A 23195-nucleotide genomic window follows, 5' to 3' on the forward strand; every position below is an offset into this window, starting at 1 on the left:
AGGCCGCATCCGTCCTCCGCGAGCGACCGGATCCTCCGTCAGCCATGGCCGGCCGGGCCGGGCGTAGGCCGATGTCCCCGGCGTAGGCCTCCGCCCGGCGTGTCGGCCTACACGCGGGACGGACGCCTCCGCCGGGACCCGCGCCGTTCGGCGGGCTACTGGCCTCGGCCCGTCTTCTCCTGCAACCGCTCGATGTGCTCGGACGCCTCGGCCTTGGTGATGTCGGCCGGGATCTGCTCACCCGCCTCACGCGCCAGGGTGTCGAGGTAGCTCTTCTGCGCGCCGGTGGCCGGCTCGTCCCCCGTCACCCACTCGCTCGGGTCCTTCTCGGTGCTCGATCCCTGCGGGCCGCCGAGCATCTCCGTCTCGTTCTCGCTCATACGTTCGAGAGTACGGACGCCGGATGAACGCGCGCCGAGCGATCAGCCGCGGTACAGCGGACTCGCATCGAGCTCCGAGAGCAGCTGCGCGACATCGTCGTAGACGGCGACGGCCCCCGCGTCCTCGAGCTCGCCCGGCCCGATGCCGCCCGTGCGCACGCCGATCGAGGCGACGCCGGCCTTCTTCGCGGCCTGCATGTCCCAGGCCGCGTCCCCCACCATGAGCGCCTGATCCGGCCCGACCCCGGCCTTCTTCAGCGCCATCTGCACCACATCCGGCGCGGGCTTGGCCGTCGAGACGTCCTCGGAGGTCGTGTACTCCGCGATCGCGTCGTCGACCTGCAGCACCTTCTGCAGCACCTCGAACTCCTCCTGCGGCGCGGAGGTCGCGAGCACCACCTTCATGCCGCGCCCGGCGAGCTCCCGCAGGAGCTCCTGCGCCCGGTCGAAGGAGCGCAGCCGCTCGGCGTCCCGCCGGTAGTGCGTCGAGTGCCGCTCCTTCGCCTCGTCGCCGAGCCGCTCGAGGTCGTCGCCGAGCAGGATCTCCATGAGCTTCGCCGAGTCCATGCCGATGGCCCGATGGATCCGCCAGGCCGGCACCGGATGTCCCACCTCCTCGAGCGCGCGAGCCCACGCGTCGACGTGCAGGTAGTTGGAGTCGACGAGGGTGCCGTCGATGTCGAAGAGGACGGCGGCGTAGCGGGGATCGGGCATGCGCGCATCGAAGCAGAGGCGCCTGCACGGGACCCCGGACGAGGATGGGGAGATGCCCGTCCGCCTGCTCGTCGTCGCCGACACGCACCTGCCGATGCGGGCGAAGGCGTTGCCGCCGGAGGTGCTCGCCGAGCTCGAGGCCTGCGACGGGGTCGTGCACGCGGGCGACTGGGTGGACGAGGCGACGCTCGACCTGCTCGAGGCGCGCGCGCCGTTCCTGCTCGGCTGCGCCGGCAACAACGACGGCCCGGGGCTGCATCGACGGCTCCCCGAGGTCGCCCGGCGCGAGATCGAGGGCGTCCGCCTCGCGGTGGTGCACGAGACGGGGGCCGCGACCGGGAGGGAGCTGCGGATGGACGCCCGCTTCCCGGACCTCGACCTACTCGTCTTCGGCCACAGCCACATCCCGTGGGATTCGACGACGCCGGACGGCCTCCGGCTGCTCAACCCCGGCTCCCCCACCGACCGGCGCCGGCAGCCGCGCCGCACCTACGGGGTGCTCGAGCTCGACGCCGGCCGCGTCGACTGGACGCTCCACCGCCTCCCGGCCTGATCCGGGGATCCACGATCGCGCGGATCCGGAGAAACCGCGCGACGCGCCGCCTCGGCGGCCCCGGGCTCGGCGTGTCGCCCGAGAACTCCGGAACGGCGCGATCCGGGTCAGGCGGTGACGAAGTCGATCAGCTGCTCCACCTTCGCGAGCAGCGCCGGCTCGAGGTGCCCGTAGTGGTCGACGCGGCCGAGGATCCGCTTCCACGCGGCGGCGATGTCGGCCTGGTCCTCGTGCGGCCACTTCAGCGCCTGGCAGATGCCATGCTTCCACTCGATCCCGCGCGGGATGACCGGCCACGCCTTCAGGCCCAGCCGTTCGGGCTTCACGGCCTGCCAGATGTCGATGTAGGGGTGCCCGACGATCAGCACCGTGTCGCCCCACGGCTTCGCGACCGCCTCGGCGATCCGGCTCTCCTTGCTCCGCGCGACGAGGTGGTCGACGAGCACGCCGACCCGGCGCTCCGGGTCCGGTTTGAACGCCTTCAGCACCGCGTCGAGATGGTCGACGCCCTCGAGGTACTCGACGGCGACGCCCTCGATCCGCAGGTCGTGGCCCCACACCTTCTCGATGAGGTCCGCGTCGTGGCGGCCCTCGACGAAGATGCGGCTGCCGCGGGCGACGCGCGCCTTCGCATCCGTCACCGCGTACGAGCCGGATGCGCTGCGCAGCGGCCGGGACGAGGCCGGCTGCACCTTGGGCACGCGCAACGCGACGGCCTCCCCGTCGATCAGGAAGCCGGGCCCGATCGGGAAGACGCGCACCTTGCCGCGGCGGTCCTCGAGCTTCACCATGCGGGCCTCGACGCCCACGACCGCGCCGACGAAGCCGCTCGCGACCTCCTCCACGACGAGGTCGCGCACCGCCTCGACGACCTTGGGCGGCGGCGCCTTCTTCTTCCACCCGCCGTCGGAGAGCACGTCCGTGCCGTATCGATCCCAGCTCACCCGGTCGACGGTATGCGGCGCATCGCGGAGCGCCGGGATCCTCCGCCGCGCGTCCCCGGACCGCCCGGTAACCGCTCACCGGGCCCCGCTAGCGTCGGGTGGGGAGGCGCACGATGATCCGGATCCTCATCACCGGTGCCGCCGGCCGCATGGGCACGGCGCTCACGCCGCTGCTGCGCGACCACGGGTTCGCGCTCCGGCTGCTCGACCTGGCGCAGCCGCAGGCGGCCGCTTCGGACGACGAGGTCGTGCTCGGATCCGTCACCGACGAGGCCGTGATGCGGCAGGCGGCCGACGGTGTCGACCTGCTGCTGCACCTCGCGAGCTTCCCGAACGACCGCGAGTGGCGGCGGATGATCGACACCAACCTCGAGTCGGTGCACGTCGCGCTCGAGGCCGCGCACGCGGCTGCCGTGCCCGTGACGCTCCTGGCGAGCTCCGGGCATGCCGTCGGCTACACCCCCGCGGACGGCGTCGGGGACCGCGTGCCGTACCCGCGGCCCGACAGCCTGTACGGGTTCGCGAAGGCGGCGGGCGAGGCGCTCGCGAGCCTGTACGCGGACCACTACGGGATGCGGATCGTCTCCGCGCGCATCCTCACCTTCGACGAGCGGCCGCGCACGCCGCGGGCGCTCTCGACCTGGGTCTCCCCCGCCGATCTCGCCCGCCTCGTCGTCGCGTCACTCGACGCACCGGCCGGCCACTCGATCGTGTGGGGCGTCTCGGCGAACACGCGGCGGCCGGTGTCGCTCGACGCCGGCCTCGAACTCGGCTACCGGCCGCAGGACGATGCCGAGCGGTACGCCGACGAGGTCGCGCGGGACCTCGGCCTGCCGAGTGGCTCGGCGATCCCGCCCCTGGGCGCGGAGCCCCTCGGCGGGGAGGTCGCCGACCCGGCCCGGCCCCTCGGCGAGCCCTGGTGACGCACCACGTCGGCACGTCCGGCTGGAGCTACGACCACTGGAGCGGCGTGCTCTACGAGCCCCAGCTGCCGCCACGGCAGCGGCTCGACGTCTACACGGCGCACTTCCCGACCGTCGAGCTGAACGCGAGCTTCTACCGCTGGCCGCCCCCGGCCACGTTCGCGAGCTGGCGGCGGCGACTGCCGAAGGGCTTCCAGCTCTCGGTGAAGGCGCCGCGGGGCCTCACCCATGCGAAGCGCCTGCTCGAGCCGGAGCAGTGGATCGAACGGATCGCCGCCGGTTGGCACGAGCTCGGACCGGTGCGGGCGGTGCTGCTCGTGCAGCTGCATCCGAAGCACGTGCGCGACGACGCGCGGCTCGACTACTTCCTCGGCCACCTGCCCGACTGGATCAGCACCGCCGTGGAGTTCCGGCACCCGTCCTGGCACACCGAGGAGGTGTTCGCGATCCTCGAGCGGCACGGCGCGGCCTACTGCGTGATGAGCGGCGCGAAGCTGCCGTGCATCCTCCGCGCGACGGCACCGCGCGTCTACGTGCGGTTCCACGGCCCGAGCGCGGAGTCCCTGTACGCCGGCTCCTACTCGGAGGACGACCTGCGGTGGTGGGCGGACCGGATCCGCGAGTGGGAGCAGGCCGGCCACGAGGTGTTCGCCTACTTCAACAACGACGGGGAGGGGCATGCGGTCCGCAACGCGTGGCGGTTGACCGACCTGCTCCGTTGAGCGTGTCGGACCGGCGCGGCAGGATGCGCAGCGAGGTGCGACGAAGCGCCGGGAGGGACCGTGTGATGCGCGCACGCATCGAGGTGGTGACGGTGCCGGTGTCGGATCCGGACGTGGCGAAGGAGTTCTACGTCGACCGGCTCGGCTTCACGCTCGACCACGACCAGACGGTCTCCGAGGAGATCCGGTTCCTGCAGGTCACGCCACCGGGGTCGGCGTGCTCGATCGCCTTCGGGCGTGGGCTGTCCACCATGCAGCCGGGCTCGCTCAGCGCGGTGATGATGGTCGTCGACGACGCGGACGCGGCGCGCGCGGAGCTCCTCGAGGCCCGTGTGCAGGTCTCGGAGGTCGACGAGCAGGCGTGGGGCCGGTTCGTGACGTTCGACGACCCGGACGGCAACCACTGGACGCTGCAGCAGCTGCCGGCCCGGCGCTGACCGCTCAGTCCTCGCCGATGTCCTCGTTCCAGACCTCGGGGTTGACCCGGATGTAGTCCGCCATCATGGCGATCAGGTCCGGGTCGTTCAGCACGACCACATCGGTGCCGTGCTCCGCGAGCCACTCCTGGCCGCCGTGGAAGTTCACGTCCTCACCGACGACGACGCGGCCGATGCCGAACTGGCGGACGAGTCCCGAGCAGTACCAGCACGGCGACAGGGTGGTCGCCATCGTCGTCCGGCGGTAGGAGCGCTGCCGGCCGGCGTTGCGGAAGGCGTCGGTCTCACCGTGCACGGACGCGTCGCCCTGCTGCACGCGGCGGTTGTGGCCCGCACCGAGCAGCCGTCCCTCGTGGTCGAACAGCGCCGCGCCGATCGGGATGCCGCCCTCACGAGCGCCGATCCGGGCCTGCTCGGCCGCGACGGCCAGCTTCTCGTCGTCCGTGAGGTAGCGCCGCTCGTCCGTCACGCCGTCTCCGCCGCATCGGTGTGCGCGGGCACCTCGAAGCCGTCCTTCGGCAGCGCACCGCCGAGCCGCGGCTTGAAGACCGGGAAGAGGGCGACGTAGATGACCGCGGCGAGCACGAAGCCGACGAGCGGCGTGAGGTCGCCGAGCCCGTAGTCGGCCACGAAGCCGTGGCTGATCGTCTCGGTGGGCCCGACGAGCAGTCCGGTGTACAGGGTCTGATTCGAGAACAGCCAGATCGAGACCACGATGCCGACGATCAGCGCGATGAAGCCGGGCCAGTTCGCGTAGCGGGCGTCGTCGGCGAGGAACGCCGCGATGCGGGTCCCGCGGCGCATGTAGCGGTCCGCGAGCACCACGCCGAGCCAGGGGGCGATCCAGTAGGCGATGACGAGCAGGAAGTTCTCGTACGTGCCCTTCGGGTCGGCGCTGGCCGCGAGCGCGATGAAGAAGCCGACCACGCCGAACCCGACCGCGACGATCGCGCGGCGCAGCGTGAACGGGATGCGGACGCCGGCGGCGAGGAAGCTCATCGCCCCCGAGTAGATGTTCAGCGCGTTGGCCGCGATGGCGCCGACGCAGATCGCGAGCAGGGTCAGCTTCCCGATGATCAGCGGCATGACCGCTGTCGAGGCGAAGAGGTCGGTGGGTGTGCCGGCGCCGAAGTCCACGACGGTGGCCGCCGCGGCGCCCGCCGCCATCAGCACCGTGCAGGAGACGAAGTCGCCGAGGAACGCCGCGACACCCGTCTTCACCGGCGACGTGCGAGCCGGCAGGTAACGGGCGTAGTCCGTCGCGTACGGGTTCCAGCCGGCGGCGTAGCCGAACGCGGCGGCGACCGCGACCGTGAAGCCCCCGAAGCCGGCGGTCATCCCGCCGGGTCCCCCGTGCGCGCCACCGGCGAGGTGGCCCGACGCGATGGCGAAGACCGTCGCGAGCAGGAAGATCACGCCCAGCACGATCGACGCGTACCGCTCGAACCCCTGCACGAGGTCGTGGCCGATGAACGCGACCGCCACCTGCACGATCACGATGATCAGCAGGCTGAGCCAGATCGGGATGGAGGTGAGGCTGGTGAGCGCGAACGCGCCGCTCACGGAGTTGGTCGCGAACCAGCCGAGCCCCGCCATCACGGTGTTCAGCGCGGCCGGCAGGATGTTGCCGCGGGTGCCGAACGCGGTGCGGCCGAGCACCATCTGCGCCACGCCGTCGCGGGGTCCCCAGCTCGACAGGATGCCCTGCGTGACGCTCCCGAGGAGGTTGCCGAGCACGAGGGCGCCCATGGCCGGCCAGAACCCGAGGCCGAAGAACGCGACGGCGATGATCCCCACGTAGACCGTGGCGAACTCGAGGTTCGGGGCGGTCCAGGTGGCCAGGAGCTGCCACGGCGAGCCGTGGCGGCGGTCGAGCGGGATCGCCTCGATCCCTCCGGCCTCGACGATGGACCTCTTCTCGGCGGGCGGTGAGCTCAGCGTCGTCACGGGGGAAGCCTAGAAGGACGGAACGACGTCGGGCCCCGTCGTGATCGAACCGCGAGGGGCCGGTAACAGGACCGAAACGTCCGCCCGCGCGATCAGTGCAGGACGGGCGGCGTGCGGACGCCGAACTCGTGCCGCAGCACGCTCCGCGCCGCGAGATAGCCCGGCTGGCCGTGCACCCCCGGACCCGGCGCGGCGGCGGCCGAGCAGAGGTAGACGCCCTTCGCGATCCGCCACGGATCCGCGGACGGGAGCGGCCGCGCGACGAGCTGCCGCACGTCGACGGCGCCGGCCGCGATGTCGCCACCGCCGTAGTTCGGGTCGTAGCGCTCCATGTCCGCGGCGCTGTTCGCGTTCGAGGCGAGCACCAGGTCACGGAACCCCGGCGCGTAGTGCTCGACGCGGGAGGTGATCAGCTCGGTCGGATCGATCCCGGATCCGTTCGGCAGATGCGTGTACGCCCACAGCACGTGCCTGCCCGCGGGCGCGCGGGTGGGGTCGAGCACCGTCGGCTGCGAGACGAGCACGTAGGGGCGCTCGGGGACGCGGCCCCGGGCGACGGCACGTTCCGCCGCCGCGATCTCCGGGCGCGTCCCGCCGAGGTGCAGGGTCACGGCCCGGCGGGACTCCTCGTTCGCCCACGGCACCGGGCCGTCGAGCGCGTAATCCACCTTGCCCACGCCGTCGCCGAAGCGGAACCGGGCGAGCAGCGCCCGGCGGGGTGCCGGCACGCGGTCGCCGGCGATCGCGAGCAGCGCCGGGACGCTCGTGTCGAACAGCACGGCGGCCGCCGACGGCAGGTCGGCCGGCCCGCGCACGTCGCGGCCCGTCTCGATCCGGCCCCCGTGCGCGACGAGGTCGGCGGCGAGCGCGTCGACGATGGCCTGGCTGCCGCCGACCGGGATCGGCCAGCCGCCGGCGTGGCCGGCGACGGCGAGGGCGAGCCCGGCCGCCGCGGGGCCGATCGCGGGCATCGGGCGGATGGTGTGCGCCATCACGCCGGTGAGCAGCGCGGCCGCCTCGAGGTCGCGCCACCGCCGGTTCCAGCCGGGCAGACCCTGGTCCAGGACGGCGAGCCCGAACCGCAGGGCCGTGATCGGATCCGCCGGCACGCGGAGCACGGGACCGCCGGTGAACCGGGCGACCTGCGCGGCGCGAGCGACGAGCGGGCCGAGCAGCCGGCTCCATGCGGGACCGTCGGCGCCGAGGCCGGACGCGGTGCGCCGCAGGTCGCGCCAGGCCAGCGCAGCCCGCCCGTCCTCCAGCGGATGCGCGTACGAGAGCTCCGGCGTGAGGAACGGCACGCGGTCGGCGAGGCGGAACCGCCGGAAGAAGGGCGAGGCGACGGCCATCGGATGCACCGCCGACCCGAGGTCGTGCCGGAAGCCCGGCAGGGTGACCTCGGCGGTGCGCGCACCGCCGCCGATCGTGGTCCCCCGTTCGAGCACCGTCACGGCGAGGCCCGCTCGCGCGAGCACGACGGCCGCGGCGAGCCCGTTCGGACCCGCACCCACGACGAGCGCGTCGATCGCCGTCACGGCCGGGCGCCGGAGCCGGGTCGGCGAGGCATCCCCCGATCCTCCCCGGCCGGGCCTGCCGGCACAACCCGGGACGCCCCGGATTGCCCGGGCACCCGCCGACCGGCAGGATGGCGCGCATGGCCGACATCGTCACCGTGCACGACGAGGTGCACTCCCGCTACCTCGCTTCGCTCGACGGCGAGGTGATCGGCGAGGCGGTCTACCGCGACACGGCCGACGGCCGGATCTTCACCCACAGCGAGATCAACCCCGCCTACGAGCACCAGGGCTTCGGCACCCAGATGGTGCGGGCGGCGCTCGACGACACGCGCACGGCGGGTCTGAAGCCCATCGGGCAGTGCTCGATGGTGCGCAACTTCCTCGCCGAGCACCCGGACTACGCCCGCCGCTGACGCGCAGGGGTGCCGGGCACCCGCCGTAGACTGGTTCGGCCGCCGGATGCGGCGATCGACATCATGCAGCCGTTGACCGAAGCCCAGATCCGCGCGTCGTTCGTGAACGTGTCCAAGGGCGACGCGGCCCGCGTGCCCATGCCCGGCCTGCACGAGGTCGTCTGGGACGAGCGCGAGTACCTCGGCTGGCACGACGCCCGCGCCCCACAGCGCGCCTACCTCACGGTGTGGCAGGGCGACCGGCCCGTGTCCATGCTGCTGCGCAGCGCCGACCGGCGGATCCGCTCCGGGATCAGCGCGATGTGCTCGCTCTGCCACATGCCGCAGCCCGGCGGCCAGGTCGCGCTCTTCGCCGCGCCCCGGTCCGGGGACGCCGGCCGCAACGGCGACACGGTCGGCACCTACATCTGCGCGGACCTCGGGTGCTCGGCGATCATCCGGATCGCGCCGCCGCCCGCCCCGATGCACATCCCGCCGGAGGAGATCGTGCAGCGGCGCATCGAAGGCCTGGAGAAGCGCCTCGAGGCGTTCACCGGCAGCGTGCTCGGCGCGGCCTGACGCCTCAGAAGCCGACGCCGCCGCCGGAGAAGCCCGGGGTGCCCGCGATCGCCGCGATCTTGTAGATCGCAGCCCTGCGGTCCTCGTCGACCTCGGATCCCGAGCCCGCGATCGCGTCCAGCTGGTCACGCAGGTAGCGGAACAGGGCCGTCGCGACCCGCAGCCGGTCGGCGTCGTCGTCCCGGTGCTCGCGATCGGGCTGCTGCAGCGTCAGCGCGATCACCGCTGCGGTGGCCCGCGCCCGCACGAGGGCCTTCGCCTCGGTGACCCGGTTCACGTCGCGGCGCGGCGCGGCGCCCGGTTCGAGGTGCCATGCGCGCGGCAGCAGCTCCTCGAAGCCACGGATCACCAGTCGGACGCCGTCGAGGTCCTCCCGGAACCGGTTCGGCCCCGCGTCGCCGGCGAAGAGGCGCGAGTCGCCCGCGAGGATCCGCTCGAGCTCGGCCTCGCGACCGCGCAGCACCGCGAGGTGCTCCCCCATCACCGTCCGAAGGACCGCCTTCCGCATCCCGCCTCCTCGGTCCAGGTGTACTCCCGCCGGGCGGCGGGCGCCATGGGGCTGCGCGTCGTGGGTGCCGGAGCGTCCGCGCGGCGGTGCCCTGCCCCGGGCACTCGCTCGTCGCGCAGGGAGGGGGCAGGGATGTGGGTCGCTCGTCGCGGACGGAGGACCTCGTCGACGGCGGAGGATGACACGCCGGGTCTCCGTCCGCGGCGGGCGCCCGGTACTCCGTCGGTGACCGCCCCGGCCCTCCCGCGTGCCGGGTGGGGGCGTCCGTCCCGGGCGGAGGGCGGATGCCGGCGTGTCGGGCCTGCAGCCGGGACGTCCCCCTGCTCCCGGGCCGCGGCGAGTCAGGAGGGTGGGCGCAGGAAGCCCTCGACGAGCAGCTCCCGCACCGCCGGGAGCACCCGCGCGAGGGTCGCGTCGCCGTCGACCTGCAGGATGCGGGCGACCGCCCGGACGAGCTCCCGCACGGTCAGCTCGCCGTCGCAGGCGCCGACGACCGCAGCGAGCACGGTGTCGACGCGGCGGACGCGGGCGAAGCCACTCCCCTGGCGCAGCTCGAGCACCGTCGGGTCCGCCTCCCCCGGCCAGTGGTGCCGGTGCTCGGTCACATCGGGCGCGACCGTGAGGCGGGAGTCGGCGAGGGCGTCGTCCCTGCGGACGGCCTGCCAGTCGTGCGCGGCGAGCCCTGCGGCGAGCGCCCGGGCGAGCCCGCCGCGCAGCGCGGTGTCGAGATGCTCGAAGCGCCGCAGGGGCGCCGTGCCGGGCCCGGGCGCGCGCAGGAGGAGGTAGCCGGCGCCGATGCCCGTGACCCCCCGGTCGGCGAAGTCGTCGAGCCACGCCCGCACGAGGGACCGCCAGCGGGGCGAGCCCGGCTGCGCGCCCCCGTCGCGGACCCAGGTCTCCGCGTACTCGGCGGGATCGAGGAGGTCGCGCTCCACCACCCAGGCGTCGAGGGGACCCACCCACTCGAGCACGCGCTCGCGGGCGGCGGCGGCATCGTGCTCGCGCACCTCCCAGTTGCCGAGCAGCTGGGCGATCCCGCCGGGCGCGAGATGGTCGCGCGCGCCGCGCACCACGGCGGCCACCAGACCGTCGCCGACGCGGCCGCCGTCCCGGTAGGTGTACGCCGGCACCTCGGACGCGCCGCGGGGCGTGATGACGAACGGCGGGTTCGAGACGATCCGGTCGAACCGCTCCCCGGTCACCGGCGCGTAGAGGTCGCCCTCCCGCAGGTCGAGGTCGACGCCGTTCAGCGCCGCGTTCAGCGCCGCGAAGCGCAGGGCGGGCGCAGACACGTCCGTGGCGACGACGTGCGCGGCCGTGCGCGCCGCATGCAGGGCCTGGATGCCGCTGCCGGTGCCGAGGTCGAGCACGCTCCCGCCGTCGGTGGGCACCGTGATGCCGGCGAGCGTCGACGACGCCGACCCGGCACCGAGCACGTGCTCCGGCGGCAGCTCCCCGCCGAGCGCCAGCTCCCCGAGGTCGGAGAGGATCCACCAGGATCCGACCCCGTGCTCGTCCGCGATCGCCGACGGCCGCAGGTCGACGGCCGGCCGCACCTCGTCGCCGACGACCACGACCAGCCTGAGCGCCACCGCGCCGTCGAGCCCGAGCCGCGGGAACGCGACCGCCGCGGATCCGACCGGGATCGCACCGCCGAGCACGAACAGCCGTCCGAGCAGGCGCACCGCGGTGACGGGCCGCCGGTCGAGCTCCCCGAGCGCGGGCACGGGGTCGTCGCGACCGAGCGCCGCCGCGGCGACCGCGCCCCAGGCCGTTTCGAGCCCGTCGACGGTGAAGCCGGCCGTGTCCAGGTCCTCCCGCAGCGCGCCGAGCAGCTGCGGATCCGGCGCGTGCTGCACGCTCCCATCCTCGCCGCCCGCGGGCGGACGAGCCATCGGCGCGGCGGACGAGGTCGGCGGGATGCGCGGCGCACGGTCTCACGGCGCGCCACGCATCCCGCGGCGCCGTGACGGGTGGGTCCCGGTCACGGTCGAGGACGCTGCGGATGAAGAGTGAAGAGAGGAGCTGCCTCCGCCGCGTCTGGAAGGACACTATCCGGGGCTCGAAAGCCTCGGGATCCATGTCGTGCACCCCGTTCCGGGGGGTTTCGGTAACGATTCGATCCGGCCCCGTGCGGACGCCTGGGAAGGGCGTCAGCGGGTGCCCTCAGAACCCGGGGGACGGGCCCCCGGTCGACCAGGAGCCCGGCGTGTCGTGGGTCGTCAGTCGCCCTCCTGCAGCACCGCGAGGATGTTGCCCGCCGGGTCGGCGAACCAGGCGATGTCCGGTCCGCGGCCCACGGAGCGGCCGCGGGCGACACCCCGTTCGTCCTGCCAGAAGCCCTCGTACACCGTCATGGTCACGCCCGCCGCGGTGAGCGCATCGACGGCGGCGTCGATGTCGGGCACCGAGAAGTTCAGGACCGTGAAGGCGGCCGGCCGGTGGTCGGACTTCGGGTACACCCAGAGGTGCGCGTCGCCGGGGAGCTCGACGTTGATGCCGCCCATGCCCTCGTGGATGCGCAGCCCGAGCGTCTCGCCGTAGAACGCCCGCGCGGCGTCGAGGTCGTCGACGGAGATCCCGCCGAAGGTCGTGGCCTGCTCGAACATGTGCGCTCCGTCCGCGACGGAGGGGCTCCGTCCGCGGCGCGACCATAGACCCGCGGTGCGACGCGCGGAAGAGGCCGCCCTCGGCGACCTCGCAGGCTCGCGGCCGTTCCGGGGGGTCCACCCAAGAGGCCCTGGGAGTCCGGTCCGGCCCCGTTCCGCCGCGCGGACGCCCGTGCCACCTTCGTTGCCGGAACGGGAGGAGCACGACGATGTCGATGCCGAAGGAGCAGCAGGACCCGCCTGGCACCACCGCGGCCATGGGCCGCAAGCCCGACCACGGCGAGGAGTCCTACCGAGGAAGCGGGCGGCTGGCCGGCAAGACGGCGGTCATCACCGGCGGCGACAGCGGCATCGGCCGTGCCGTCGCGATCGCCTTCGCGCGGGAGGGCGCGGACGTGCTGATCTCCTCCCTCGACGAGCACGAGGACGCGAAGAACACCGCCTCCTGGGTCGAGAAGGCCGGCCGCAGGGCCGTGCTCGTCCCCGGCGACCTCGCCGATCCCGCCCACTGCCGGGCCGTGATCGCGAAGGCGGCCGAGGAGTTCGGGTCCATCGACGTCCTCGTCAACAACGCCGCGTTCCAGGCCACGCACGAACGGCTCGAGGACGTGCCCGACGAGGAGTGGGACCGCACCATCGCGATCAACCTCTCCGCGTTCTTCCACCTCACGAAGGCCGCCCTCCCCCACATGGGTCCGGGCGGCTCGATCATCGGCACGACCTCGGTCAACTCCGACACCCCCGTGCCGACCCTCGCGCCGTACGACGTGACGAAGGCCGGGGTGGCGAACTTCGCCGCGGCCCTCGCCCAGCTGCTCGCCGAGCGCGGCATCCGGGTCAACAGCGTGGCGCCCGGCCCCATCTGGACTCCGCTCATCCCTTCGACGATGCCGCCGGAGCAGGTGGAGCAGTTCGGGCAGCAGGTCCCCTTCGGTCGCCCGGGCGAGCCGGCGGAGGTCGCCCCCGTGTACGTGCTGCTCGCCTCCGACGAGGCGAGCTACGTGTCCGGTGCTCGGATCGCGGTCACCGGCGGCAAGCCCATCCTCTGATTCCTGGACACAGTCTGTGATCGGCGCCTGTCCAGGCGTTCCTCTCACCGACGGCAGCGGAGCCTGAGCGGGGTCCCAGGCTCGGCCGACGGACGGCCGCATCCGCGCCGATCGCTCGCGGAGCGCCTCGGCGTCGTCCATGATGTCCCGGTGCCCACCCCGCGCCGCTCCGGCCGACCGCGTCTGCTCGGCGCGCTCGCGGCGCTCGCCGCGACGGCCCTCGGCCTCTCCGCGTGCTCCGTCGTCGTGCCGGTCCGGGTCGCGGCCGCGGCCGCGGTGAACACGTACGCGCAGGACTACGGCACCGCGAAGGTGATCGACGACCGGGCGACCGCGTCGGTGCTGATCGTGCCGGCCCATCCGATCGGCACGCTCGCCGTCTTCGTGCACGGCAGCGGACAGACGCGGGACTCGATCCTCAGCACCCGCCGCGACTTCATCGTGGCGAAGGAGCTCGTCGAGCACGGCTACCTGGTGCTCGCGGCCGATGCGGGCGGCCGGGCATGGGGCGACGCCGCGAGCGTCGACGACTACGAGCACCTGATCGACACGACCGTGCGCGACCACGGCGTGCGGGACGTGTTCCTGATGGCGGAGTCCATGGGCGGACTCGCCACGATGCAGCTCGCCTCCCGGCTGCCGGACGTGCGCGCGGTCACCGCCTGGTACCCGGTGTGCGACCTCCGCACGATGGAGCACAAGCCGCACTTCGCGGCCGCGATCGCGAAGGCCTGGCGGACGGGCGACCGGCGCCTCGTCTCCCCTGTCGCCGTCCCGGCCGTGCCCCTCACCATCTGGGCGTCGCCGAAGGACACGGTCGTCTCCGCCGCCCGCAACGCCGCCGTCTGCGCCGCGGAGGGGCGGAAGGCCGGCGCACCCGTGACCTACGTGCGGACCACGGGCGAGCACGGCAGCCTGTCGAACTTCCACCCGGCGCAGGTGCTGTCGTTCTTCGAGGCGCATCGGACGGCGGTCGAGGTGCGACGCGCGGTGGCGGAATCGGCCCCGAACGCCCGCTCATGACGCACACTGGGCGGATGCCTCGCCCCGTCGTCCGTGCGCTGATCGCAGCCGCCGTGGCGACCGGCGCGCTAGTCGCCGTGCCGCAGGCGGCCTTCGCGAGCGTCCCCGCCACCGACACCCGCAGCGGCGGCGTGCACATCGGCGCGCTGATCGCACCTCGTGCCGTGGCGGCGACGACGGCACCGCGGGTGGCGGCGACGACCACGCGGCACGCATCGGCGGCCAGGACGAGCACCGCGGTCTCGCGGTCGGCCAAGCCCTCGAGCAGCCCGGCCCCGGCCAAGGCCGTCGCGCCGACGACCGGATCCGACGTCTCGTACCCCCAGTGCTCGTCGACCCCGCCCTCGAACCAGCTCTTCGGGGTGGTCGGCGTCAACGGCGGGACGGCCAGGGACTTCAACCCGTGCCTCCTCCCGCAGTTCACCTGGGCGTCCAAGACGGCCGGGAGCACCCCGCAGGGCACGGCGTCGCTGTACGTGAACACGGCCAACCCCGGCTCGCAGAGCAGCTGGTGGCCCGCGTCGGACGCCGACCGGCCCGCGATCGACACGAGCGCCGCCGGACCCAGGAACGCCCTGCCGGCCGAGCCGATCACCTATCCGGGCGGAGCGGCTCCCGGATGCTCACCGAGCGTGGATCCCCACGGAGCCGCCTGCGCATACGTCTACGGGTATGTCCGCGCGGAGCAGGCCGTCGAGTACGCGAAGGAGACGCTCGGACCGGCATACAGCGGCGGTCTCCGCTGGTGGCTGGACGTCGAGACGAGCAACACCTGGGCCGGCCCGACCTCCGCGAACGCCGCGTCGCTCGCCGGCGCCGCCACGTACCTCGGCCGCGTCGGCGTGGCCGCCGACGGCGTCGCCAGGATCGGCGTCTACTCGAGCACCGCCCAGTACCGCACGATCACCGGGGGCACCGGCAGCGCTGTACCGAACCTGCCCGACGGCGAGCGCAGCCCGCTCGTCGGCCTGCCCGAGTGGGGCGCAGGGGCGTCCAGCCTGAAGGGCGCGCAGTCGAACTGCGGCGTCACGCCGTTCACCGGCGGCTCGATCACCCTCACCCAGTTCGTCTCGGGGGCGTTCGACTACGACGTCTCCTGCCGCGGGTACTGACCGCTCCCAGTCGTGGTGGCGGCGCTCCGGCGCCTCCGCACGCATCCGGCCCGGCCGCGGCGACGCAGGGTGCACCGTACGGTGAGGTGTGCCCCGGGTCGTCGTCGTGCTGCCGTTCGGCCCCCCACGTCACCCGGACCGGCGGACTCCCGCCGCCCGGCGAGGCGACCCTGCGGCACCTCGCGCTCGTGTCGATGGACCCCGACGATCGGGGCCGGTTCGCGGTGCGCTGGGCCGGCGGGCTCGCGGGCAGGCGCCGGGGCGCGGGCGGCCCGTCAGCATCCGCTCGGCCGACGTCCGGGCTCCGTTCCTCGCATCGGGGGATGCCGCTCGCGACCCCTCCGATCCTCACCACCCTCGGCGTGCTGCAGGTTCCGGCCTCGAGCACCGTCGCCAGCACGGCGCTCGTGATCATCGCGGTCCTGGTCGTCGTGGTCGTGATCGCGGCGATCGTGTTCTTCGTGCGGCGGAAGCAGTAGCCGGCCGACACGCCATCCCCGCGCCGTCCGGAGGGCGCAGGCGTGGTTGCGTGTGGGGATGACGGGCAACACGTACGACCGGCACCGGTTCAACGCCGGGCTCCGACTCGTCGTCATGGCGGTGGTCGGGATCGTCGCGGGCGTCGGCGTCGGTCTGACGGGCCGATGGATGGTCGCCCCCGACGTCGGGTGGGCGGCCGCCGCCGGCACGTTCCTGCTCGTGGTCGGCGTGACGGTGGGCCGCATCCCGCCCGACGAGACCGCCGCGCACGCCACCCGCGAGGACGGCAGCCGCACGGCGTCGCACGTGCTGCTGACGGTCGCGCTCGTCGCGAGCCTCGGCGCCGTCGGTCTGCTGTTGCTGGCCGCCGGCGACACGTCCGGGGCCGCGCGCATCGGGACGATCGCGCTCGCGCTCGGCACCGTCGCCCTGTCGTGGCTGCTCACGCACACGCTGTTCGCGCTCCGCTACGCGGCGCTCTACTACGAGGAGCGCGGCGGCATCGACTTCAACCAGCGGCAGTCCCCGACCTACGGCGACTTCCTCTACCTCGCCTTCACGGTCGGGATGGCGTTCCAGGTCTCGGACACCGCCATCCGTTCCCGCCGGATGCGCGGCGTCGTGCTCCGCCACGCGCTGCTGTCCTACGTCACCGGCGCGGTCGTGCTCGCCACGACGATCAACCTCGTGTCCGGGCTCATCCAATGACGGCGACGGTGCTGCGCGCAGACGATGCCCGGGCCCCGACGCTGCTGACCGGCGGCTGGCGCGTCGTCGGCGAGTCGTGGGGCGCGCGCCTGCGACTCGACGAGCCGCCCGACCTCGCACGCTTCGAACGGCTGGTCGAGCGCGCCCGCCGGACCGCCGAGATCCGGGAGCTGCACGTCACCGAGGCCGCGGCGATCGCGACGCTCGAGGCCGACACCCACGCGGACTTCCCCGTGACTCCCGCCACGCCGCACCACCTGCGGGACGCGGCGGCGACGGCCGCACTGCTGCGCGCCGGGTTCCGGGCCTTCGGCGCGGTGCTCCAGGGCCGGCTTCTCGCCGTGACGATCGTGCGCGCCGAGGGCGAGTCGGCGGAGACGGACGTCACCGCGGTCACCCGCGACGCCCGGCGACAGGGCCTCGCGGCAGGCGTGAAGGCCGCGTCGGTGCTCGTTCTCGCCGCCGAGGGGGTGCGTACGTTCGGCACGGGCGGCGCCGCGATCAACGCCGGCAGCCTCGCGATGAACCGGGCGGTCGGCTACACCGTCGAGGAGCGCTGGCTGAGCCTCGCGCCCCCCGCGGACGGAGCGTGACCGTGCCGGACGAGGCCGTACCCGCCTGGGCGGTCGAGCGGGTGCGCCTGGTGCCGGCGGACCCCCGGTGGCGGGACGAGGCTCGCGGCCTCGCCTCCTCGGTCGAGCACGAGCTCGGTGCGCGGCTCGCAGGACCTGTGCACCACATCGGGTCGACGTCCGTGCCGCACCTGGCAGCGAAACCCGTGCTCGACCTGATGGCGGCGATGTCGACGTTCGACGACGCGCCGGCGGTCGCGGCGGCCCTGGCGCCGTCGGGCTGGGTGCTCGTGCCGCTGGAGCTGGATGCGCGTCCGTCGCGCCGCTTCCTGGTCCACGTCGTCGACGAGGCGCGGCATGCGCACCTCCACCTCGTGCTCGAGAACTCCGACGAGCTGTCCCTCCATCTCGCGTTCCGCGACCGGCTCCGCGCCGAGCCGGGGCTGCGCGGCGAGTACGCGGCCCTGAAGGCCGCCCTCGCCGCCCGGTTCCCGGACGACCGCGAGCGCTACACCGACGGCAAGGCCGCGTTCATCCTGGCCGCGGCCGGGCCGGGCGCCGAGAGGTGAGCCTGCGCACCGGCCTGCTGCTCGGCGGCGGCGTGCTCCTCGGCGGCCTCGCGCTGCAGACCGCCGGCCTCGTCGGGCTCGGCCGCCTTCCCGTGGTGGCCGCGCTCGTCGCGCCGCGCGACGCGGAGACCGCGGCGCTGCTCGTGGCCGTGGTCCTGCTGCTCCTGGTCGCGATCCGACGGCGACCGCGCCCGGCGGCCCTCCCGGTCGCAGTGGCGCTCCTCGCGGCCGGGGTCGTCGGCCTGGTGCCGGCGGCGGCACGCGGCTGGACGGCCGAGTCCGCGGGTCCACCCCGCGCCGGGACGGTGCGGATCCTCTCCTGGAACATCAACGGCGACCTCGTGCCTCCGTCCACGGTCGCCCGCCTCGCCGCCCGGGAGCGCGCCGACGTCGTCGTGCTCCCGCAGATCGCGCCCGAGGAGCACGGCGCCGCCTACCTCCCCGCGTTCCGCTCCGCCGGCCTGCCGGTGACGGCGGCACCGCCGATCGGCGGCGGGCGCCGGCAGACGGTCGTGCTCGTCAGGACCGCGGCGGGACGCTACCGGAGCGACGCGGCCTGGCCGGCGGCCTCCGACAGCTGGGTCACGGTCCGGCCGTCGGATCCGCGGCTGCCGGTCGTCGTCGCCCTCCACGCCGCGATCCCGGCGGCGGGCGGCAACACCCTGTGGCAGGCGGAGGCGGCGCGAGCGGCGCTGGCGTGCCGCGATCCGCGCACGATCGTGGTGGGCGACTTCAACGGGACGATCGACGACTTCGGTGGTCCGGGTCTCGGCACCTGCCGGGACGCGGCGGCGGAGCGCGGCGCCGCGTCCCTCGGGACCTGGCCGACCGCGCTGCCGCCCGTGCTCGCGATGCCGATCGACCACGTGCTGGTCGGCCGCGCCTGGACCGTCGACCGCTTCTCGGTGCTGACGTCCGAGGACGCGTCCGGCGCCCGCCACCGACCGATCCTCGCCGTGCTGGCCCCACGCTGACCCGGATCGCAGGCGCTCCTGCCATCCAGCACGGATGGACGACCGGCGCCTCGCGAGCCGACCTCGTCGCCGAGCTGGGACGGATCCGCGTCTGCTGAACCGTTCGTTGCGATCCGGTAACGGCGGAGAGGATCGGGGGCGGCGCGCACACGTCAGGGTGTGAGCACCTTCCCAGCCCGCCGATCCCGCCGCGCCGCCGTCGCGCTGCTGTCCGCCCTGACCGTCGGCGCGCTCGCCGGATGCACCGCTTCGGGCGGGTCCGGCGGGTCGGCCGCCACGACCTCGCGCGGTGGGGTGAGCGCGAGCGCGAGCGGGGCCAAGTCGGCCACGACCGACAGTCGAGCGGTCGTCACGACCGGCACCCTCGATCTGATCGCCACGGACCCGGTCGCCACGGCCGACTCCGTCGCGACCGTCGTGGCCGGGAGCGGCGGCCGCATCCAGGCGCGTGACGAGCATCCGACGCGTCCCGCTTCCGCGGACCTCACGGTCCGCATCCCGTCCAGCGTGTTCGACAGCACCCTGACCGCGATCGAGCACCGCGCGAAGTCGGTGCGGAGCGTCAGCATCCACGCCTCCGACGTCACCTCGCAGGTCACCGACTACGCGGTCCGGATCGCGAACCTCCGCACGTCGATCACCCGCCTGCAGACGCTGCTGGCACGCGCCTCCGACACCGCCGCCCTGGTCGAGATCGAGTCGTCGCTGACCACGCGACAGACCGACCTCGAAGAGCTGCTGGCCCAGCAGAAGGACCTCACCGACCAGGTCTCGTACGCGACCCTCGCCATCACGCTCGAGTCGCCCGCGATCGCCCACCCCGGCAGCCCGTCCACCTTCATCAGCGGCCTCGTGGCCGGGGTCACCGCGCTCCTCCGCACCGCCGGCGCGATCGCCGTGCTCCTCGGGGTGCTGCTCCCGTGGGTCCTCACCCTCGGCGCGCTCGCCGCCGTGGGATGGTGGGTCCTCCGGCTCGTCCGACGCCGGGCTCGGGCCTCGGCCGCACCGGGGGCATGAACGCGGTCGCGATCGGAGGCGGCGTGGCGGTCGAGTCGAACCGGTCGACGGCGGCGGCGCCGTCCGATCGGGTGCTGCTCGCGGCGTCGGGATCCGCCGCCGAGGGGGCCTTCCGGCAGGTCATGCAGCGGCACAGCGGCGTGGTCTACGCGGTCGCCTATCGGCAGGTCGGCAGCGTCGCGGATGCGGAGGAGCTCGTGCAGGACGCGTTCGTGCTGCTCTGGACCAAGCGCGCCCGGCTGCGCTTCGTGGGCGAGTCCGCGCTCCCGTGGCTGCTCGTCGCGGTGAAGCATCTCGCCGCCAACCGGCGGCGGGCGATGCAGCGCCGCGGCAGGCACGAGACGGGGAACGACGCGCTCGCCGTGGCGGCCGCTCCCCCCGATCCGGCGTTCGACGACTTCGTGGCTCGGGCGTTCGACCGGCTCGACCCGCTGGACGCGCTGATCGCCCGGCTGTGCCTGGTCGAGGACCTCTCCTACGCGGAGGCGGCCCGGCGCGCCGGGCTCACGGAGGCGGCCGTCCGGAACCGGCTCTCGCGCACCCGCGGCCGGCTGCGCCGCGAGCTCGCCGACGGACGGGGGGCCCGATGAGCGGCGGCATCCCCACCGACCGGCAGCTCGCCGCGCTCGAGCAGCGCGTCCTGACCCGCATCCGCCGGCGGGCCGCTGTCCGTGCGCGGCTGATCTCGGGCGCCTCGGCGGCGGCGCTGGTGGTGGGCGCGATCGCCCTCGTGCATCCCGCCGGCACCTCCCTCTCGGGCGGATCGGCGGGCTCGGGCGCCGGCGATCGGAGCGCCGCGTCGGCGGCCGCCGTGGTGCTCTGCCACAGCACGAGCGCGGCCCGGTCCCCGGCGACGAAGGTGCCGCTGCCGGGCCACCCGACGAGCGCATCGATCGTCGCCGCGTGCGCCGAACCGGCTGCGCCATCCGCATCCGGCTCGCCCGCGTCGGGGTCGCCGTCGACGACGGAGCTGCGGTCCCCGATCGTCTGCCGGAACGCGAACGACGGCTGGGAGGTCTTCCCCGCCGACGGTCATCCCGCCACCCTCTGCATCCGGAACGGACTCAGGGCACGCTGACCGCGCGCCGAACAGCCGCCCAGCGGACGGTCAGCCGCATCCCGGAGAGTGCGCTCATGAGCTTCCCCGCCGAGAACATCCGCCTCTGGGCGGGCAAGGACGTCGTCGACTCGAAGGGCGACAAGATCGGATCGATGGAGTCGATCTACTACGACACGGGCGCGGACGAGGCGACGTTCGCAGCGGTCCAGGTGGGTCTCGTCGGCAAGCATCTCGTGTTCGCGCCGCTCCACGGCGCGGTGGTCGGCCCCGGCTACGTGAAGGTGCAGGTCGACAAGAAGATGGTCCGCGACTCGCCCTCCCTCGGTGTGGACGGGGAGCTGACGCGCGATCAGGAGGCCGCGGTGTTCGCGCACTACGGCCTGCCCTACGACTCGTCCGGCGAGCGGCGCCTCGGTCGCCGCTGAACAACTTCAGCCAGGACCGCCGCCCGTGTCGCGCATGTCGAACCGGTAGGCGTCCGGCACCGGCACGCCCGGGCGGACCTCCCGCCAGAGGTCGGCGATCGCGTCCTCGCCCTCCCGCAGATCCGGCACCTCCAGGCCCGCTTCGAGCAGCGCGGCGGCCCGCTCCGGCTCGCCGGTGCGGGCGAGCGCGGTCGCCAGCAGGAAGCCGGTCCTGCCCCGCTCGACCTCCGCCACCCGGGCCACGGCGAGGAGCGCGAGCGCCCGGTCTGCGCTCCCGGCGGCGAGCAGCGCGGTGACGGCCTCGACGAGCAGGGGCACGCTCGCTCGGTCGAGTGCGCAGGCGGCGTCGTACGCGGCTCCGGCGGCTCCGATGTCGCCGGCGGCGAGCGCGAGCAGCGCCAGGCCGCGGTGGGCGATCGGGTGCTCGCGCAGGTGGTTCGCGCGCACGTAGGCGTCCGCCGCCTCGGCGGAGCTGCCGTCGGCATGGGCGATCGCGCCGAGCTGCAGCAGCGTGTCGGCGGTCTCCGGCGCCGACCGGAGCCGTGCTGCCCAGTCGTCGCCACGGACCGTGGACGACGTCCCGTCGAATCGGCCGGTGTCGAGCAGTCCGGCCCAGGGCCGCTGCTCCTCCCCCATCGAGCCGTGCGGGAACGGCGCACCGGCGTCCCCGATCGGCGCCTCACCCGCCCGCGCGCGGCGCCGCTCCTCGAGGGCGCCCCAGCCGGATCCGGTGAGCACGGTCCGGTGCGGCGCGCGGGTCCGCATGCCCGCGAGCGCCGCGTCGGCGCGGGCGAGGTCCTCGAACGCGGGCCCGAGCCGACGTTCGGCATCGGCGACGGCTGACGGAAGATCGGGGCCGAGTGCGACCGCCGGATCGAGCTCGGGCGCACCGAACGCCTCGGTCCACGCGACCGTCGCGCCGCCGCCGAGCGGCACGTGCTCGAACTGGGTCTGGGCGAGGCCGGACTGGATCTCGAAGTACCGGCCGCCGCCCTCCGGGTTCAGCCACCGCTGCCAGCGGTCCCCGCCGGGACCCGCTCCCCAGGTGAAGAGCTTCCGGCCGCGCAGCGGCGCCGTCGAGAGCAGGGCGAGGCCGGGCTCCCCCGGATCGACCGCCGCGATCCAGCGCCGCTGCCCGGGCGCGAGGTCGAAGAAGAAGTCGCGTGAGGCGGGGCTGCGGCTCGGCCACGTCGCATCCACCCCGCCGTCGTGGGCGGGATCCACCCGGCTGACGCCGCCGTCGTCCTCGGTCCTGAACGCGGTCGTCGCCGGCGCGAGCACCCGCGTCTCGGACCGCTCACGGACCGCCGCGTTCGTCCACCAGTACATCGGCACCGGGTCCGGTGACGGGTTGCGGACCGTCACGCGCGTGAAGAGCCACGGCGACCCGGCCGGCAGCCACGCGTCGATCGTGAAGACGACGCCCCGCAGCCGCTCGAGCTCCCACATCCGGAGGACGGTTCCGCCGTCCGGACCCTCGACGAGCGCGGCGTGCAACGGGCTGCACGTGGTCGGCGAGTGCCCGCGCGTCCCGATGTTCCACTCCACGCCCCCGGCGAACCATGCGTTCCGCAGCGCGAGGTTCGCGAACTGGATCGCCGGCGGCGTGTGCACGAGGGACCGTCCGGAGCGCCGATCGGCGAGCTCCCAGAGCCGGCCGCCGAACGACGGCAGGAACACCGCCCGAAGCCGGTCGTTCTCGAGCACGACGACCGGCAGCTCCTGCTCGGTGCGCACGCGGTCGTAGTCGTCCTGCGCGGTGTAGGGCGAGAACGACGACGGGTGGCCGTAGCGCGCGCCCGCGACGATCGACTCCGGGACGGGCGGCTCGATGCGGAACGGCGACTGCAGGGGCGGAGCGAGCATCGGGAGCGGGCTCGCCGGCCCCAGGCGCGCGATCCGCTGCCGCCGGACCGTGACCTCGACCCGCGTCGACCCCGTCATCGCGCACCGCCTTCCCGCCCCGAGTCTTCCGGACGGC

General features: G+C 74.3%; 28 protein-coding genes. 18 read left to right on the forward strand and 10 right to left on the reverse strand.

From position 1 onward, the window contains the following. Positions 1-155: 155 nt before the first annotated feature. Positions 156-380 (reverse strand): DUF3072 domain-containing protein, encoded by a 225-nt coding sequence (locus JWQ92_RS04945; protein ID WP_297343352.1) that lies wholly within the window; start codon positions 378-380, stop codon positions 156-158. A gap of 42 nt (positions 381-422) precedes the next feature. Continuing rightward, positions 423-1094: an HAD family hydrolase gene (locus JWQ92_RS04950; protein WP_297343353.1), complete on the reverse strand. Its 672-nt coding sequence runs from the start codon at positions 1092-1094 to the stop codon at positions 423-425. 52 nt (positions 1095-1146) lie between these two features. Here JWQ92_RS04950 and JWQ92_RS04955 point away from each other — a divergent pair, with 52 nt between their 5' ends. After that, entirely contained in the window at positions 1147-1647 is a 501-nt protein-coding gene (locus tag JWQ92_RS04955) for a metallophosphoesterase (protein ID WP_297343354.1), read from the forward strand. 107 nt (positions 1648-1754) lie between these two features. Here JWQ92_RS04955 and JWQ92_RS04960 read toward each other — a convergent pair whose 3' ends face one another. Continuing rightward, positions 1755-2591: a DUF3097 domain-containing protein gene (locus tag JWQ92_RS04960; protein WP_297343355.1), complete on the reverse strand. Its 837-nt coding sequence runs from the start codon at positions 2589-2591 to the stop codon at positions 1755-1757. 113 nt (positions 2592-2704) lie between these two features. Here JWQ92_RS04960 and JWQ92_RS04965 point away from each other — a divergent pair, with 113 nt between their 5' ends. From JWQ92_RS04965 to JWQ92_RS04975, 3 genes are all read left to right on the forward strand, one after another. Further along, complete coding sequence (locus JWQ92_RS04965; protein ID WP_297343356.1) at positions 2705-3514, forward strand: NAD(P)-dependent oxidoreductase; 810 nt, start codon at positions 2705-2707, stop codon at positions 3512-3514. Continuing rightward, positions 3511-4236 carry a DUF72 domain-containing protein gene (locus JWQ92_RS04970; protein ID WP_297343357.1) on the forward strand — a complete coding sequence of 242 codons (726 nt, stop codon included), beginning with the start codon at positions 3511-3513 and terminating at the stop codon, positions 4234-4236. Before JWQ92_RS04965 ends, JWQ92_RS04970 begins: the two co-directional genes overlap by 4 nt. 65 nt (positions 4237-4301) lie before the next feature. Then, positions 4302-4673, forward strand: a complete 372-nt coding sequence (locus JWQ92_RS04975; protein WP_297343358.1) for a glyoxalase superfamily protein — start codon at positions 4302-4304, stop codon at positions 4671-4673. 4 nt (positions 4674-4677) lie between these two features. Here JWQ92_RS04975 and JWQ92_RS04980 read toward each other — a convergent pair whose 3' ends face one another. From JWQ92_RS04980 to JWQ92_RS04990, 3 genes are all read right to left on the reverse strand, one after another. Further along, on the reverse strand, positions 4678-5142 hold the full coding sequence (locus JWQ92_RS04980; protein WP_297343359.1) for a nucleoside deaminase: 465 nt from the start codon (positions 5140-5142) through the stop codon (positions 4678-4680). Continuing rightward, positions 5139-6620 (reverse strand): cytosine permease, encoded by a 1482-nt coding sequence (locus JWQ92_RS04985; protein ID WP_297343360.1) that lies wholly within the window; start codon positions 6618-6620, stop codon positions 5139-5141. The genes JWQ92_RS04980 and JWQ92_RS04985 overlap by 4 nt, the downstream gene beginning before the upstream one ends. A 92-nt stretch (positions 6621-6712) precedes the next feature. Beyond that, the gene (locus JWQ92_RS04990; RefSeq protein ID WP_297343361.1) at positions 6713-8155 is read right to left on the reverse strand and encodes an NAD(P)/FAD-dependent oxidoreductase; all 1443 of its coding nucleotides are present in this window, start codon (positions 8153-8155) and stop codon (positions 6713-6715) included. 119 nt (positions 8156-8274) lie between these two features. On the opposite strand from JWQ92_RS04990, the gene JWQ92_RS04995 reads away from it, so the two are divergent. Then, positions 8275-8550 (forward strand): GNAT family N-acetyltransferase, encoded by a 276-nt coding sequence (locus tag JWQ92_RS04995; RefSeq protein WP_297343362.1) that lies wholly within the window; start codon positions 8275-8277, stop codon positions 8548-8550. 72 nt (positions 8551-8622) lie between these two features. Continuing rightward, positions 8623-9108 (forward strand): FBP domain-containing protein, encoded by a 486-nt coding sequence (locus tag JWQ92_RS05000; protein ID WP_297343363.1) that lies wholly within the window; start codon positions 8623-8625, stop codon positions 9106-9108. Between the two features lie 4 nt (positions 9109-9112). Here JWQ92_RS05000 and JWQ92_RS05005 read toward each other — a convergent pair whose 3' ends face one another. The 3 genes from JWQ92_RS05005 to JWQ92_RS05015 all read right to left on the reverse strand — a co-directional run bounded on the left by JWQ92_RS05005 (position 9113) and on the right by JWQ92_RS05015 (position 12225). Then, positions 9113-9616 carry a hypothetical protein gene (locus JWQ92_RS05005; protein WP_297343364.1) on the reverse strand — a complete coding sequence of 168 codons (504 nt, stop codon included), beginning with the start codon at positions 9614-9616 and terminating at the stop codon, positions 9113-9115. Between the two features lie 341 nt (positions 9617-9957). Next, positions 9958-11475, reverse strand: coding sequence for a methyltransferase (locus tag JWQ92_RS05010; protein WP_297343365.1), 1518 nt, complete (start codon positions 11473-11475; stop codon positions 9958-9960). 363 nt (positions 11476-11838) lie between these two features. Further along, positions 11839-12225: a VOC family protein gene (locus JWQ92_RS05015; protein WP_297343366.1), complete on the reverse strand. Its 387-nt coding sequence runs from the start codon at positions 12223-12225 to the stop codon at positions 11839-11841. 209 nt (positions 12226-12434) lie between these two features. Here JWQ92_RS05015 and JWQ92_RS05020 point away from each other — a divergent pair, with 209 nt between their 5' ends. The 12 genes from JWQ92_RS05020 (at position 12435) to JWQ92_RS05075 (ending at position 21214) form a co-directional block, all read left to right on the forward strand. After that, entirely contained in the window at positions 12435-13274 is an 840-nt protein-coding gene (locus tag JWQ92_RS05020) for a glucose 1-dehydrogenase (protein WP_297343367.1), read from the forward strand. A gap of 150 nt (positions 13275-13424) precedes the next feature. Continuing rightward, on the forward strand, positions 13425-14297 hold the full coding sequence (locus JWQ92_RS05025) for an alpha/beta hydrolase (protein WP_297343368.1): 873 nt from the start codon (positions 13425-13427) through the stop codon (positions 14295-14297). 14 nt (positions 14298-14311) lie between these two features. Further along, complete coding sequence (locus JWQ92_RS05030; protein ID WP_297343369.1) at positions 14312-15409, forward strand: hypothetical protein; 1098 nt, start codon at positions 14312-14314, stop codon at positions 15407-15409. 323 nt (positions 15410-15732) lie between these two features. Beyond that, a complete protein-coding gene (locus tag JWQ92_RS05035; protein ID WP_297343370.1) occupies positions 15733-15888 on the forward strand; it encodes a hypothetical protein in 156 nt (51 codons plus the stop codon). Between the two features lie 58 nt (positions 15889-15946). Then, a complete protein-coding gene (locus JWQ92_RS05040; RefSeq protein ID WP_297343371.1) occupies positions 15947-16597 on the forward strand; it encodes a DUF1345 domain-containing protein in 651 nt (216 codons plus the stop codon). Further along, entirely contained in the window at positions 16594-17190 is a 597-nt protein-coding gene (locus tag JWQ92_RS05045; RefSeq protein WP_297343372.1) for an acetyltransferase, read from the forward strand. Before JWQ92_RS05040 ends, JWQ92_RS05045 begins: the two co-directional genes overlap by 4 nt. Further along, on the forward strand, positions 17187-17738 hold the full coding sequence (locus JWQ92_RS05050; RefSeq protein WP_297343373.1) for a GrpB family protein: 552 nt from the start codon (positions 17187-17189) through the stop codon (positions 17736-17738). The genes JWQ92_RS05045 and JWQ92_RS05050 overlap by 4 nt, the downstream gene beginning before the upstream one ends. Further along, positions 17735-18712 carry an endonuclease/exonuclease/phosphatase family protein gene (locus tag JWQ92_RS05055; RefSeq protein ID WP_297343374.1) on the forward strand — a complete coding sequence of 326 codons (978 nt, stop codon included), beginning with the start codon at positions 17735-17737 and terminating at the stop codon, positions 18710-18712. The genes JWQ92_RS05050 and JWQ92_RS05055 overlap by 4 nt, the downstream gene beginning before the upstream one ends. A gap of 159 nt (positions 18713-18871) precedes the next feature. Further along, positions 18872-19729 (forward strand): DUF4349 domain-containing protein, encoded by an 858-nt coding sequence (locus JWQ92_RS05060; RefSeq protein ID WP_297343375.1) that lies wholly within the window; start codon positions 18872-18874, stop codon positions 19727-19729. Positions 19730-19752: 23 nt separating this feature from the next. Then, positions 19753-20319 carry an RNA polymerase sigma factor gene (locus JWQ92_RS05065; protein WP_297343376.1) on the forward strand — a complete coding sequence of 189 codons (567 nt, stop codon included), beginning with the start codon at positions 19753-19755 and terminating at the stop codon, positions 20317-20319. Continuing rightward, positions 20316-20807 (forward strand): hypothetical protein, encoded by a 492-nt coding sequence (locus tag JWQ92_RS05070; RefSeq protein ID WP_297343377.1) that lies wholly within the window; start codon positions 20316-20318, stop codon positions 20805-20807. The genes JWQ92_RS05065 and JWQ92_RS05070 overlap by 4 nt, the downstream gene beginning before the upstream one ends. A gap of 56 nt (positions 20808-20863) precedes the next feature. Then, complete coding sequence (locus JWQ92_RS05075; RefSeq protein WP_297343378.1) at positions 20864-21214, forward strand: PRC-barrel domain-containing protein; 351 nt, start codon at positions 20864-20866, stop codon at positions 21212-21214. Between the two features lie 6 nt (positions 21215-21220). On the opposite strand, the gene JWQ92_RS05080 is transcribed toward JWQ92_RS05075, so the two are convergent. Continuing rightward, a complete protein-coding gene (locus JWQ92_RS05080; protein ID WP_297343379.1) occupies positions 21221-23158 on the reverse strand; it encodes a DUF5107 domain-containing protein in 1938 nt (645 codons plus the stop codon). Positions 23159-23195 lie beyond the last annotated feature (37 nt).

The sequence above is a fragment of the Amnibacterium sp. genome, from assembly GCF_025463795.1.
GTDB lineage: Bacteria > Actinomycetota > Actinomycetes > Actinomycetales > Microbacteriaceae > Amnibacterium.